The organism is Mesorhizobium sp. M0854 (genome assembly GCF_040319815.1).
Lineage (GTDB): Bacteria > Pseudomonadota > Alphaproteobacteria > Rhizobiales > Rhizobiaceae > Mesorhizobium.
Map to the genome: position 1 here is coordinate 540,538 of NZ_JAMYOL010000003.1, position 12,118 is coordinate 552,655.

14 protein-coding genes are annotated in these 12,118 nt (G+C 63.4%); 5 read left to right on the forward strand and 9 right to left on the reverse strand.

What is annotated here, in order from left to right; translation table 11 throughout:
- Positions 1-23 precede the first annotated feature (23 nt).
- Positions 24-1,253: a GNAT family N-acetyltransferase gene (locus NKH99_RS08395; RefSeq protein WP_353013532.1), complete on the reverse strand. Its 1,230-nt coding sequence runs from the start codon at positions 1,251-1,253 to the stop codon at positions 24-26.
- Positions 1,254-1,342: 89 nt separating this feature from the next.
- Between NKH99_RS08395 and NKH99_RS08400 the strand changes: the two genes are divergently transcribed.
- On the forward strand, positions 1,343-2,047 hold the full coding sequence (locus NKH99_RS08400; protein WP_353013534.1) for a polysaccharide deacetylase family protein: 705 nt from the start codon (positions 1,343-1,345) through the stop codon (positions 2,045-2,047).
- Positions 1,986-2,402 (forward strand): polysaccharide deacetylase family protein, encoded by a 417-nt coding sequence (locus NKH99_RS08405; protein ID WP_353013536.1) that lies wholly within the window; start codon positions 1,986-1,988, stop codon positions 2,400-2,402. Before NKH99_RS08400 ends, NKH99_RS08405 begins: the two co-directional genes overlap by 62 nt.
- On the opposite strand, the gene NKH99_RS08410 is transcribed toward NKH99_RS08405, so the two are convergent.
- Complete coding sequence (locus NKH99_RS08410; RefSeq protein WP_023674629.1) at positions 2,399-2,626, reverse strand: DUF2842 domain-containing protein; 228 nt, start codon at positions 2,624-2,626, stop codon at positions 2,399-2,401. The two genes, NKH99_RS08405 and NKH99_RS08410, sit on opposite strands and share 4 nt — an antisense overlap.
- 151 nt (positions 2,627-2,777) lie before the next feature.
- On the opposite strand from NKH99_RS08410, the gene NKH99_RS08415 reads away from it, so the two are divergent.
- Positions 2,778-3,872 (forward strand): COX15/CtaA family protein, encoded by a 1,095-nt coding sequence (locus NKH99_RS08415; RefSeq protein WP_353013537.1) that lies wholly within the window; start codon positions 2,778-2,780, stop codon positions 3,870-3,872.
- Here the strand turns inward: NKH99_RS08415 and NKH99_RS08420 are convergent.
- Genes NKH99_RS08420 through speB form a run of 3 tightly spaced genes read right to left on the reverse strand, consistent with a single transcriptional unit; the run spans position 3,862 to position 6,665 of the window.
- Positions 3,862-4,701, reverse strand: coding sequence for an aminoglycoside phosphotransferase family protein (locus tag NKH99_RS08420; protein WP_353013539.1), 840 nt, complete (start codon positions 4,699-4,701; stop codon positions 3,862-3,864). The genes NKH99_RS08415 and NKH99_RS08420 overlap by 11 nt on opposite strands.
- Entirely contained in the window at positions 4,702-5,628 is a 927-nt protein-coding gene (argC, locus tag NKH99_RS08425) for an N-acetyl-gamma-glutamyl-phosphate reductase (RefSeq protein WP_353013541.1), read from the reverse strand.
- A 29-nt stretch (positions 5,629-5,657) separates the two neighbouring features.
- The gene (speB, locus tag NKH99_RS08430) at positions 5,658-6,665 is read right to left on the reverse strand and encodes an agmatinase (protein WP_352471982.1); all 1,008 of its coding nucleotides are present in this window, start codon (positions 6,663-6,665) and stop codon (positions 5,658-5,660) included.
- 305 nt (positions 6,666-6,970) lie between these two features.
- Between speB and NKH99_RS08435 the strand changes: the two genes are divergently transcribed.
- The gene (locus tag NKH99_RS08435; RefSeq protein WP_353013543.1) at positions 6,971-8,029 is read left to right on the forward strand and encodes a glycerophosphodiester phosphodiesterase family protein; all 1,059 of its coding nucleotides are present in this window, start codon (positions 6,971-6,973) and stop codon (positions 8,027-8,029) included.
- Between the two features lie 353 nt (positions 8,030-8,382).
- Here NKH99_RS08435 and NKH99_RS08440 read toward each other — a convergent pair whose 3' ends face one another.
- On the reverse strand, positions 8,383-9,261 hold the full coding sequence (locus NKH99_RS08440; RefSeq protein WP_353013545.1) for an aldo/keto reductase family oxidoreductase: 879 nt from the start codon (positions 9,259-9,261) through the stop codon (positions 8,383-8,385).
- 94 nt (positions 9,262-9,355) lie between these two features.
- Between NKH99_RS08440 and NKH99_RS08445 the strand changes: the two genes are divergently transcribed.
- A complete protein-coding gene (locus NKH99_RS08445) occupies positions 9,356-10,258 on the forward strand; it encodes a LysR family transcriptional regulator (RefSeq protein ID WP_352682017.1) in 903 nt (300 codons plus the stop codon).
- A 111-nt stretch (positions 10,259-10,369) separates the two neighbouring features.
- Here the strand turns inward: NKH99_RS08445 and rpsI are convergent, their stop codons facing one another.
- The 3 genes from rpsI to NKH99_RS08460 all read right to left on the reverse strand — a co-directional run bounded on the left by rpsI (position 10,370) and on the right by NKH99_RS08460 (position 11,997).
- A complete protein-coding gene (gene rpsI, locus NKH99_RS08450; RefSeq protein ID WP_023674644.1) occupies positions 10,370-10,852 on the reverse strand; it encodes a 30S ribosomal protein S9 in 483 nt (160 codons plus the stop codon).
- 1 nt (position 10,853) lies between these two features.
- On the reverse strand, positions 10,854-11,318 hold the full coding sequence (rplM, locus tag NKH99_RS08455) for a 50S ribosomal protein L13 (protein ID WP_023674645.1): 465 nt from the start codon (positions 11,316-11,318) through the stop codon (positions 10,854-10,856).
- A 214-nt stretch (positions 11,319-11,532) separates the two neighbouring features.
- A complete protein-coding gene (locus tag NKH99_RS08460; RefSeq protein ID WP_353013547.1) occupies positions 11,533-11,997 on the reverse strand; it encodes a PaaI family thioesterase in 465 nt (154 codons plus the stop codon).
- Positions 11,998-12,118: the final 121 nt, after the last annotated feature.

The window sequence follows — 12,118 nt, forward strand, 5'->3', positions numbered from 1 at the left end:
GGCAGTTTTCTCTCAAATCGAAATCAGCTGTCGTCTTCGCCTGCGGCCGGTGCTGTCCGCCCCACGGCTTTGCGGCGCAGCAGCTTGGTCAGCTTCCAGACCATTGGGCTGTGCTTGATGAATGCCTTCAGGCTTGCGCCCTGCCTGAGCGCCAGCGCCAGCGCACGACCTTTCGGCGTCAGCGGAACCAGCACCTCGAAATGCTGCGTTTCGACATCGCACCACAATCGCTTGTAGGGTTCGTCGCCAACCGAGAAATCATAGATTTCGAAACCCGCCTCGCAGGCTTCCTGGATGTTCTCGAAGAACAGGAAGTCGCCCGGGCTGGTGTGTGCGAGGTCGTCCTCGGCGATCGCCCCGAATTCGCAGATCAGCCGCTTGCCCGAGCGGCTCGACCCGGTGACGGCACGAAGTTTGCCGGCGACTTCCAGCCCATGCAGGACGAAGGACGGATCTTCCTCTTGAAGCGCGTCGGCAAACAGCGAGCGGAAAAAAGCGCGCACCTCCGCCTCACCGAAAACATTGGCGATGCCCATCTTGCGGAAGCGGAATTCCTTCATCTCGAAAAAGGCATCGAGCAGCATGTTCACCTCGTCCGCAGTCCTTGCCTCGATGCGACGATAGCTGCCAACGGCCTCGAACTTGCGCGCCTGCGAGCGATGCTTCTTGCGCCTGCGCTTGCCGCTCACGCGGGTGAGCAGTGCGTCAAATCCTCCCACAAGACCGGCGGCCAGCGACAGATTGGGGCTCGAAAAATGCGGCAAGGCGGAGAGCGGGTTGGCAACGCCGTCGAGATCGGGCAGCAGCCGCTCCAGCGCGACAAGATCGATGTCGCGCCGCGCCTTGGCAATCGCCGCCAGCATAGAACGGATCGCCGCGCTATCGGCATTCGCCAGCCATTGCGGGTCGGCGGCGGCAAAATTGCCGTTTGCATGGCGGCCGCCCATGAACCGGGCGACGCGGAACGCTCCACTGCGAGTGACCTCCAGCGCCAGTGAGAAAACCGGCCTGTCCTCGGCGCGCAGCGTCGCAACGACAACGTCGGCGCCGGTATGTGCGGCCCAGTTCAGGATCCAGCCTGCGCTTTGCGCAGGGGCAAAAAGCGCCGAATGGCAGAATTCTGCGTACGCCGCCAACGCCGCACTATCGGCGACCGAGGTTGACAGGCCGGCTTTGCCGGCCGGCAAGGCACACGGCGACGCCTCGCTGCTTGCCAGCCGATTGCCGTCAAATGACGCGGTGGCGTCAACCATACCTCAATCCTTGGGGCGTATTCGTCGCGATTGGGGGTCCGCGCAGGCGCATTCCATGCTTAATGAGCTTAGGCGCAAAAGGTGAATGAATGATCGACGGGGGCGAGGCAATCCGCAAACTGGCGCTCAATCTCGCCCGCTATTCCGGTCTCGCGCCGCTGGCCAAGCCGTTTATCGGCGGCCTTGGCGCCATCCTGATGCTGCATCGGGTAACCGCGACACCGGAGAAGCCGAACGGCGTCAACCGCCATTTGAACATCGCGCCCGGGTTTCTCGACACCGTGATCGCCGACATGAAGGCGAACGGCTACAGTTTCGTCACGCTTGACGAGGCGATCGAGCGCATCAAGGCCGGCGACAAGGACGGCCAGTTTGCGACGATCACCGCCGACGACGCCTATCGAGACAACATGACCGAGGCGCTGCCGGTGCTGGAGAAGCACGGCGCGCCGATCACCATCTACGTCGCGCCGGGGCTGATCGACGGCGCTGCCGATTTGTGGTGGGACGTGGTCGAGGACATCGTCAATGCGCGCGATCGCCTGACGCTGACGACGCCGGATGGCCCCGGTGACAATCGACTGCTCGAGTCCGGGAAAAAAGGTCCAGGCCAATGCGCGCCTGCACGCTCATCTGACGCTGAAGGTGCGCGAGCAGGACCAGCGTGCGGTGTTGCGGGATCTGGCGCGCTCGAACGGCATCGAGTTGGGTGGTCCGCGCCCGAGCACGCTGATGAACTGGGACGAGATCCGCACCATGGCCGGGCACCCGCTGGTGGCGATCGGCGCACATAGCGTCAATCACTGCAATCTGAAGCGGCTTTCCGAGAGCGATGCGCGACATGAGATCGGCGACGTCAAGCGCATATTGCAGGCCAAACTCGGCGAGGAACCGCGCCATTTCGCCTATCCCTACGGTTATGCCAGTGCCGTCGGCCGCCGCGAAGTAGGCCTAGCCCGCGATGCCGGCTACGCCTCGGCGGTGACGACCCGCCACGGCATACTCCGCGCCGAGCATGCCGGCTTCCTGCACGCCCTGCCGCGCATTTCGGTCAATGGCCGCTATCAGAGCGTCGCCCACATCCGAACAATGTTGTCGGGCGTGACGACGCCGCTGGCCAATGCCGGCAAGACGGTGGTGACGATCTAACTGTTGCCTCGCCCCTTCGGCCGCGGCTCCAGGATCAGCCATTTGATGATGCCCATCGCCGGCAGCACCCACAAAAGCCCGCTGAGCAGGAAGAAGATGAAGTGCGCCAGCGGCCCGGACTGCGACAATTGGGCGACCGCCACGATCGAGGCGACCAGCGCATAGACAATGACCAGCACTACCAGCAGGAAGCTTCCGATCAGCTTTTTCAGGCGAATGGGCATGGCGCGATCTCGTTGATCGCTATCGCTTAGGCCGAACAGCCAATACGCGCAACCCGCCAGAAACGGCGCGACGGCGTGCCGCGCTGTCCGGTCTTGCAAGCCGGGTTGCGATGGTTCACCAATCCGCGACTTCAACTGCCGGGACAAATCCATGGCTGCTGCCATATCCGATGCCGCGCCTTTCGCCGCCCGCGATCGCGACCTTCGCAACCGCGCGCTGGTACGCGGTTGGCTCTATGTCGTGCTCCTGGTGCTGTTTGCGCTGGTACTGGTCGGCGGCGCTACAAGGCTCACCAATTCCGGCCTGTCGATCACCGAATGGCAGCCGATACACGGCGTCATCCCGCCGCTCAATGATGCCGAGTGGCAGGAGGAGTTCCTGCGCTACCAGCAGACCCCGCAATATGCCGAACTCAACAACGGCATGAGCATCGAGGCGTTCAAATCGATCTTCTGGTGGGAATGGGTGCACCGCATCCTGGCGCGTAGTGTCGGCGTGGTCTTCGCCCTGCCGCTGCTGTTCTTCTGGGCGACGCGCCGCATCGAGCGGGGCCTCGGCACGAAATTGTCGGGCATCCTCCTTCTCGGCGCTCTGCAGGGCGCGATAGGCTGGTGGATGGTGGCGTCCGGGTTGGTTGACCGGGTTTCGGTCAGCCAATATCGGCTGGCGACGCATCTGACGCTGGCGGCGCTGATCTTCACGGCGACGATGGTGGTCGCGCGCGGATTGGCCCCACACTCCGAACCGGCCGCCAACCGCTCGACACAGCGTCTGGCCGGCTTCCTGGTGCTGCTGGCGCTGGTCCAGATCTATCTCGGCGGGCTGGTCGCAGGGCTAGACGCCGGCTTGAGCTACAACACCTGGCCGCTGATGGACGGCAAGCTGGTCCCCGGCGACCTGCTGCTGCTGGAGCCGGCATGGCGCAATTTCTTCGAAAACCCGAAGACGGTGCAATTCGTCCACCGGGTCGGCGCCTACACGATCTTCGCGGTCGCGCTCTGGCACATGATTGCGACACGCCGGCGCCTGCCGGGCACGACGCATGCCCGACGCGCGACGCTGCTGTTCCTGGTTGTCGTGGTTCAGGCGTCGATCGGCATCGGCACGCTATTGATGCAGGTGCCTCTGCACTTGGCCCTGACGCATCAGGCATTCGCGCTGGTTCTGCTGGGCTTCGCCGCCGCGCATTGGCGCGGTACCAAGGGCGCTTACCCGCTGCCCCACGAGATCGCTCTCAGAGGCTGAGCCGCACCCGCCGGATTGCCGCGGCAATCGCCAGCTCGCGGTTTTCGTCGACCGCATTGCGATCTTCATGGTGCCATGCAGCCGACAGGCAGCCATAGGCGATGGCGTGGTCCAGTATCGCGGGCGGCGACTGGCCGAGCGTTGCGGCAAAGACATGCGCCATATGCGCGATCCGCCGCGGATCGATGCAAAGATCGTCTCGGTCGAGTGGGTTGTAGAACACATTGGCGGCATCGAAGCCGGGGTCGCCGAGAACGCCCTTCGGATCGATCGCCAGCCAGCCGCGCGGACCGTGCATGATGTTGTCGTGATGCAGGTCGCCGTGCAGCGGCCGTACGTCGTGCGGATTGGACAACAGCCGTTCGGCGATTTCGGCAGCTTCGACATACAGGCTCTTTTCGCCGGCGGCGCGATCGGCCTTCGCCTTTTTGAACAGGCTGGAAAACCGGGTCCGCAACGGCTGAAGGTCCGGCGGGGCAGGGTGCTTCGACGGCGAGAACAGCTTGGCCATTACCTCCGCCGCGATCGCGGTGGCGGCATTGTCGCCCTGATCCGCAATCATCTGTGACAGCGAGGTTTCGCCGGCATACTCGAGCAGCATCCGGTGGCCATCGCGACCCAGCAGCCGCACCGCGCCTTCGCCGCGTCGCCAGGCGAGGAAATGCTCGCCGCGCAACTCGTCCTCGACATCGTCGAAAGGCTTTAGATCCTTGACGATTGCCGGTGAGCCGTCTTCGCGATCAACCTTCCAGATGCGGCTGCTGAACGTTTCGGCGATGAGTTCGGGCGCGCCGACCTTCCAGCGCTTCGGAAATGCTGGCGCATCCATTCAGAGGCCGAGCATCAGATCCATGTTCTGCACGGCAGCGCCCGAGGCGCCCTTGCCGAGATTGTCGTAGACGGCAAGCAGCAGCGCCTGCGCCCTGTTATCATTGGCAAAGACATAGAGCTTCATCCGGTTGGTGCCGTTGTAGATCTCCGGATCGATGTCGGGCATGCGTTCCTGATGCAGATACGGCGCCACCTCGACCACGCCGCCATCGATGGAAGCGAAATGATCGGCGATCGCCGCGTGAAGCTCGGCGCCGGTCGGCACATGGTCGAGGCCGCCGAGTTGCAGCGGCACCACCGTGATCATGCCTTGCGCGAAATTGCCGACTGCCGGCTGCATGATCGGATCGTGCGAAAGCCTGGCATAGGTCCTGAGTTCCGGCACGTGCTTGTGCTGCAGCGTCAGTCCGTAGGGCAGGAATTCCGGCGCATCCTCGCCCTTGGCGACATAATCCTCGATCATCGGCCGGCCGCCGCCGGAATAGCCGGAAATGCCGTTGACGGTGACCGGAAAATCGGCCGGCAGCAGCCCCGCCGCAACCAGCGGCCGCAGCGTCGCGATTGGTCCTTGCGGCCAGCAGCCAGGATTGGCGACGCGCTTCGCCGAAGCGATCTTCTTCGCCTGGTCCTTGTCCATTTCGGCGAAACCATATTCCCACCCATCGGCGACACGATGCGCCGTCGAGGCGTCGATCACTTTGGTGGTGTCATTGGCGATCAGCGAAACGCTTTCCCTGGCGGCCGCGTCCGGCAGGCAGAGAATCGCGACATCGGCGGCATTGAGGAACTCGGCGCGCGCTGCCGTTTCCTTGCGGCGCTCGGTCGGGATGGAGATGATTTCCAGGTCGCCGCGCTCGGCAAGCAGCGCCCTTATCTGCAGACCGGTGGTGCCGTGCTCGCCGTCGATGAAGATTTTCGGTTTCATTGCGTGCCAAAATTCCTGTTATCTCAAAGCTATATGCCGCTCGCCTGATTCAATCCGGCAACGCTGTGATTGCCTTGGTTCATTTCCTCGAGCCGGGCCTTTCGTTCCGCCAGCAGCCCGAGATAGTGCATGGCCACCATCGAGCCGGCAATCGCCGTTATATCGGCGTGATCATAGGCTGGCGCAACCTCGACGACGTCGGCGCCGACGATATCGAGCTGGTTGATCTGGCGCAGCACCGACAGGATCTTTGCCGAAGACGGGCCTCCCGCGACCGGCGTTCCGGTGCCGGGCGCAAAAGCCGGGTCCAGGCAATCGATGTCGAAGGTGACATAGGTCTTCTTGCCGCCCGTACGGTCGACGATGGCATACGCGATATCGGACGCACGCATTTCCTCCACTTCATGGCCGTACAGGATCTTGATACCGAACGTGTCGGGCGCATGGGTGCGGATGCCGATCTGGATCGACCGGTCGGGGTCGATGATGCCCTCCTTGACTGCACGGCCGACGAAGGAGCCGTGATCGATGCGCTTGCCGTCGTCGGGCCAGGTGTCCTGGTGTGCGTCGAACTGCACCAGAGCCAGCGGGCCATGGATGGCGGCATGCGCCTTGAGCAGCGGCCAGGTGACGAAGTGATCGCCACCGAGTGATAGCAGAAAGGCGCCGGATTTCAGGATCTTGGCCGCTTCGCGTTCGATCGTGGCAGGCGTCTTCTGGTGATTGCCGCTGTCGAGCAGGCAGTCGCCATAATCGACCACGGCAAGCTGTTCGAACAGATCGCGCGAAAACGGATATTGCGGGTCGTTGTCGAGGATGGCCGAGGCGCGGCGGATTGCCTGCGGCCCGAAACGGGCGCCCGGCCGATTGGTGACCGCAGCGTCGAAGGGAATGCCCCACACCACCGCATCGGCGTCCTTCACGTCCTTCGAATATTTGCGCCGCATGAACGACAGGGCGCCGGCATAGGTCGGCTCGAACGACGCACCCGTCCTGGAGCGGGTGGTGAAGGCATGATCGATGGTCCTTGGCGGCATGAAGCGATCTCCTGTGCGTCGACGCGCAACCTTATTGGACATAATTCTCAGAATTGCGACCCCTGCGGAGGATCATGGCCATTCGATCCGGTCACAAATCCTTGCTCGCCAGGCGAACCCGGCATGGCTCGCCATGAGATTGCCTGGCAAGCAACCGAAAGTAGCCGCCGAAGACTGCTTCGGCCGGCGCTGACCTGATTTTCCGGCATTTTGCAAGCCGGCTTCGTTCACCTGCCTGTCACGGGCATCGCTTAACCGGGGTGCGATCCCGGTACGGAGCGATTCTCGTGCGAATGACCTGTCTCATGCGAACGATTTGGCTGAGCCTTCTACTTTCCGCGGCGCTGGCGCTCTCCCTTGGCCAGGCATCGGCAGGCGAAACGCGCGCCAGGCAGATTCTCGACCGCTTCGAGCACGCCAACCAATGGCGCGACCATGTGATAGTGGCCGCGCACCGCGCCGGCGGCATGCAATCCGGCAAGACGCTCTATCCCGAAAATTCGATCGCCGCCGTCGAGGCGTCGATCGCAATGGGCGCCGAAATCGTCGAGGTCGATATCAGGCGCTCGAAGGACGGACAGTTCGTCGTCATGCATGACAGTTGGCTCGACCGCACGACGAATTGCAAGGGTGAGGTGGTCAACCGCGCGATGGCCGAACTCAAGACGTGCCGGTTGGTGATCGAAGGCACCGGCGCCGTTACGGGCGAGACGGTCTCGACATTGCGCGAGATGTTGATGACGACCAGGGACAGGATCCTCATCAATCTCGACAACAAGCTCGATACCGAAAGCCTCGTCGGCATGGTCGCGGTTGCGCGCGACCTCGGCATGGCCGAACAGGTGATCGTCAAGGAGAACCTGTGGAATGCGGAGCGGATTGCCAGTGTCAAGGCCGCCATGGACGCGATCGGCAGCGGCTTCCAGTTCATGCCGATTATCGCCGATGACGCGGTTCGCGACGCCATGTTTGCCGAGAAAGTGAGCCGGGCCTTCCCGATGCGCGCGGTCGAGATGATCAACTGGCGCACGGGATCAGAGACACTGACCGAGACCGGCGGCCCGCTATTCAGCCCGCGCATGCGCGCGCTGGCGGTGAGGGGCGACTGGCACATCTGGGCCGACACCTATGCCATCGTCAACAAGCCGGGCGGCTTCCTCGCCGGCGGTCGCGGCGACGAGCTGGCGGTTGCGGCCAGCCTGCCGCGCGAGACTTATGGCTTCTGGGTCGAGCGCGGCGCCACCATCATCCAGACCGACGAACCGAAGGCCGCCATCAGTTGGCTGGCGGCGAACGGTTTTCGCGTGCCCTATGCCGGTGAGAAGCGCCCGGCCGAGCCGGCCAACACGGCCAGCATCAACTAGACCGGCGCGGCGAGAATTGGATCTCCCTCTCGTGGGGACGATGCCCGGCAGGGCAGAAGGGCGCTGTCCCGCCGACCCCAGGCCGGCAGCGCCAAACTTTCGAAGGAACCCAGAAACAGAAAACCCGCCTCTGTAGGCGGGTCGTTGGAGCCAATTAGCACCATACCCAGATTAGTAGCATAGCTGCCGGCACAAAGCAAGAACAAAATGTGGCGTAGTAGCAGAAAAATGCGACGATCCTTCAGCGCCTCGGCGGTTCCGCCTGCAAGGTCGCGCCTTCGCTGTCCTGCCGGCAATCTCCCCCGCAAGGGAACCCACTTGGGGGAGATTGGCTCATCACTGCCTTCGGCAATCTACCCGCAGGCCGCCATTGCCACACCATCCAGCTCCTTGATGACATCGTCCGACAGTTCGAGGTCGGCAGCGGCGAGGTTCTCTCTGAGATGCGCGACGGAAGACGTGCCGGGAATCAGAAGAATGTTGGGCGCGCGGCGAAGCAGCCAGGCGAGCGCGACCTGCATGGGCGTGGCGCCGAGGCGTGCGGCGACCTTGGACAAGGTCGACGACTGCAACGGGTTGAAGCCGCCAAGCGGGAAGAACGGCACATAGGCGATGCCGTCGTGGGCGAGATCGTTGATCAAGGCATCATCGCCCCGATGCGCCAGATTGTACTGGTTCTGCACGCAGACAATCCTGCACATCCGGCGGCCTTCGGCGATCTGTGCAGCGGTGACGTTGCTCAGCCCGATGTGGCGCACGAGGCCCTGTCGCTGGAGCTCGGCAAGCGTCGCAAGCGGCGCCTCGATCGACCCTTCGGCGGGGCCATGCGCGTCGAACATGACCCGAAGGTTGACCACCTCCAGCACGTCGAGTCCGAGATTGTGCAGATTGTCGTGCACCGCCTGTGTCAGCTCTTCCGCCGAGAAGGCCGGCAGCCATGAGCCATCCGTGCCGCGTCGGGCACCGATCTTGGTGACGATAACGAGGCCGTCGGGATAGGGTGCGAGCGCTTCGCGGATCAACAGGTTGGTCACGTGCGGGCCATAGAAGTCGCTGGTGTCGATGTGGTTGACGCCTTGTGCAACGGCTTCGCGCAGTACGGCCAATGCCGCGTCGTGGTCCTTTGGTGGGCCGAAGACGCCTGGCCCTGCGAGCTGCATGGCGCCGTAGCCGAGCCGTCTCACTGGGCGGTCGCCGAGGATGAATGTGCCGGACTGGTCGACGCTGGACATGGTCTTTCTCCTTCAGGAACGGTGCACAGATAGACGCTGTCCGATCTCATGATAATTGGGTACAATTCGCACGGGCTGTGCGGAACGACGAACAATGCAGATTGATCTCGGGGACCTGAACGCCTTCGTGGCCGTAGCGCGCGCCAAAGGTTTTCGGGATGCGGCACGCGCCAGCGGCGGCAGTGCGTCCGGCTTGAGCGAGGCGGTGCGGCGCCTGGAGACGCAGCTCGGTGTCAGGCTGCTCAACCGGACGACCCGCAGCGTTGTCCTGACGGAAGCCGGCGAAGGCCTGCTGGCGCGGCTCGGTCCTGCCTTGACCGAGGTGGAGTCGGCTCTCGACGTAGTGAACGGCTTTCGCGACAGGCCGGCAGGTACGTTGCGCCTCAATGTGCCGGTCAGCGCGGCGCGGCTGGTACTGCCCAGCATCGTTCCGCCTTTTCTCGCCGCCTATCCAGGCATCCGGTTGGAGGTGATCTCGGAGGAGAGCTTCGTCGATGTGCTGGCGGCGGGGTGCGACGCCGGCATTCGCTATGAGGAGCGGCTGGAGCAGGACATGATCGCTGTGCCGATCGGACCGCGCGTGCAGCGCTTCGCCACCGCCGCCAGCCCGGCCTACCTGGATCGTCATGGCCGGCCGCAACACCCGCGCGACCTGCTCGGCCACGCCTGCCTGCGCGGCCGCTTTGCCAGCCGTGCGATGCCGCCGTGGGAATTCGAGCGCGACGGCGAGGTGGTGCGGGTCGACCCGACGGGGCCGCTTCTCGTGACCCTGGGCGGGGCGACTGACCTCAAAGTCGATGCAGCCATCGCCGGCACCGGCATCATCAGCCTGTTCGAGGATTGGCTACGTCCTCACTTCGAGAGCGGAGCGCTCGAACCGCTGCTTGAACCCTGGTGGCAGAGCTTCTCCGGGCCGTTCCTTTACTATCCCGGACGGCGCCTCGTGCCGGCGCCGTTGCGGGCGTTCATTGACTTCATCAAGGACAGCCGGACCTGAGCTCTGCGCCAGGCATGAACCGCGCCGCAAGCGCGGGTGGGGTGATGCCCCTGTATGAAAAGAAAAGGCCGCCCGGAGGCGGCCTTTCGATAGCGTGTAATTGCGCAGCGCTTAGCGCTTGGAGAACTGGAAGCTCCGGCGGGCCTTCGCCTTGCCGTACTTCTTGCGCTCGACGACGCGGCTGTCGCGGGTCAGGAAGCCACCCTTCTTGAGCACGGCGCGCAGCGCCGGCTCGTAATAGGTCAGCGCCTTGGAGATGCCGTGGCGCACGGCACCAGCCTGGCCGGAAAGGCCGCCGCCGATGACGGTGGCAACGATGTCGTACTGGCCGGCGCGATTGGCGGCGATGATCGGCTGGTTGAGGATCATCTGCAGCACCGGACGCGCGAAATATTCGGCGAACACCTTGTCGTTGACGACGATCTTGCCGGAGCCGGGCTTCACCCAGACGCGGGCGATGGCGTTCTTGCGCTTGCCAGTGGCGTAAGCGCGGCCCGACTTATCGAGTTTCTGGACGTGGACGGGTGCGGCCGGCTGGGTGTTGGTATTGCCGGTGGCAGCTCCGAGTTCTGCGAGCGAGGAAAGCTCAGCCATCTTACGAAACCTTCTTGTTCTTGGCGTTCAGCTTGGCCACGTCGAGGACGACGGGCTGCTGGGCGACATGCGGATGTTCCGTGCCTGCATAGACGCGGAGGTTCTTCATCTGGCGACGGCCGAGCGGGCCACGCGGGATCATGCGTTCGACGGCCTTCTCGACGACACGTTCGGGGAAACGACCCTCGAGCAGCTGGCGCGCGGTGCGCTCCTTGACGCCGCCGGGGTGGCCGGTGTGCCAGTAATAGACCTTGTCGGTGAACTTCTTGCCGGTGAACACCACCTTGTCGGCATTGATGACGATGACGTTGTCGCCGTCGTCGACGTGCGGGGTGAAGGTGGGCTTGTGTTTGCCGCGAAGATGATTGGCGATGACAGTGGCAAGACGGCCGACGACGAGACCCTCGGCGTCGATCAGCACCCACTTCTTCACCACATCCGCAGGCTTCTGCGAAAAGGTTGCCATGGATTGTTGCTTTCGGTTCGGACCTTCAAAAGAAGGCGTTTCTTGTTGCTTGGATTGGCGAAAGGCGCTTGCCCGCCGCCAATAACAAAACGGCGGCCTTTGCGGGCCGCTGTTCCGTGAGGGCTTATAGGAGAGGACGGCGACTGCGTCAAGGCGCGTGAAATGTCGGCGAGCTATCAAAATCCAGCAAAAACAATGCCTTGGATGAAAGGTATTATTTTACCACACCGTCAATCCGCTTTGGCGGGATCGAATAGGTGCCCGTTGCGTGCGCTACCGTGTGTCCCTCCGGGCCGGCGACGATGTCGATATCGAACACCATCAGGCTCTTGCCGAGCTTGAGGATGCGGCAATGGCCGTCGATCGGCCCGGCCTCGGCCTTGCGGACGAAATTGATGTTGAGACTGGTGGTGACCGAAAGCGCATCCGGTCCGGCATGCGAGAGCACGCAGACATAACCGCCTATGTCGGCCAGCGTGAACAGCGCCGAACCCGACACGGTGCCGCCGGGACGCAAATGGCGCTCGTCGGCGTTGAGCCGCACGACACAGCCGCCTGGAAACACCTCCAACGCCTCGTAGAAGGTGAACTGGTCGTTGAGCTGCGGTAAAATGGTCGCCATCAGCGCGTTGATTTCGGCAGCCGTCAGCACCGGCTTGAGATTGCTGTGGGCGGGCATTTCAGTCTCCCGGTTTGCGCCCTGCTTGTATGAACGCGACGTGGCGTTTCTGGCAACAGCCATTCATTAGGGCAGTAGCGGACGAGGGAGTTGGACGAAGCGAGACGGCATACTAGATTAG

Excerpts from the sequence above, each read along its gene's own strand:
- NKH99_RS08395 (WP_353013532.1), bottom strand. The coding sequence starts at position 1,253 with ATGGTTGACGCCACCGCGTCATTTGACGGCAATCGGCTGGCAAGCAGC.
- NKH99_RS08400 (WP_353013534.1), top strand. The coding sequence starts at position 1,343 with ATGATCGACGGGGGCGAGGCAATCCGCAAACTGGCGCTCAATCTCGCC.
- NKH99_RS08405 (WP_353013536.1), top strand. The coding sequence starts at position 1,986 with ATGAACTGGGACGAGATCCGCACCATGGCCGGGCACCCGCTGGTGGCG.
- NKH99_RS08410 (WP_023674629.1), bottom strand. The coding sequence starts at position 2,626 with ATGCCCATTCGCCTGAAAAAGCTGATCGGAAGCTTCCTGCTGGTAGTG.
- NKH99_RS08415 (WP_353013537.1), top strand. The coding sequence starts at position 2,778 with ATGGCTGCTGCCATATCCGATGCCGCGCCTTTCGCCGCCCGCGATCGC.
- NKH99_RS08420 (WP_353013539.1), bottom strand. The coding sequence starts at position 4,701 with ATGGATGCGCCAGCATTTCCGAAGCGCTGGAAGGTCGGCGCGCCCGAA.
- argC (WP_353013541.1), bottom strand. The coding sequence starts at position 5,628 with ATGAAACCGAAAATCTTCATCGACGGCGAGCACGGCACCACCGGTCTG.
- speB (WP_352471982.1), bottom strand. The coding sequence starts at position 6,665 with ATGCCGCCAAGGACCATCGATCATGCCTTCACCACCCGCTCCAGGACG.
- NKH99_RS08435 (WP_353013543.1), top strand. The coding sequence starts at position 6,971 with ATGCGAACGATTTGGCTGAGCCTTCTACTTTCCGCGGCGCTGGCGCTC.
- NKH99_RS08440 (WP_353013545.1), bottom strand. The coding sequence starts at position 9,261 with ATGTCCAGCGTCGACCAGTCCGGCACATTCATCCTCGGCGACCGCCCA.
- NKH99_RS08445 (WP_352682017.1), top strand. The coding sequence starts at position 9,356 with ATGCAGATTGATCTCGGGGACCTGAACGCCTTCGTGGCCGTAGCGCGC.
- rpsI (WP_023674644.1), bottom strand. The coding sequence starts at position 10,852 with ATGGCTGAGCTTTCCTCGCTCGCAGAACTCGGAGCTGCCACCGGCAAT.
- rplM (WP_023674645.1), bottom strand. The coding sequence starts at position 11,318 with ATGGCAACCTTTTCGCAGAAGCCTGCGGATGTGGTGAAGAAGTGGGTG.
- NKH99_RS08460 (WP_353013547.1), bottom strand. The coding sequence starts at position 11,997 with ATGCCCGCCCACAGCAATCTCAAGCCGGTGCTGACGGCTGCCGAAATC.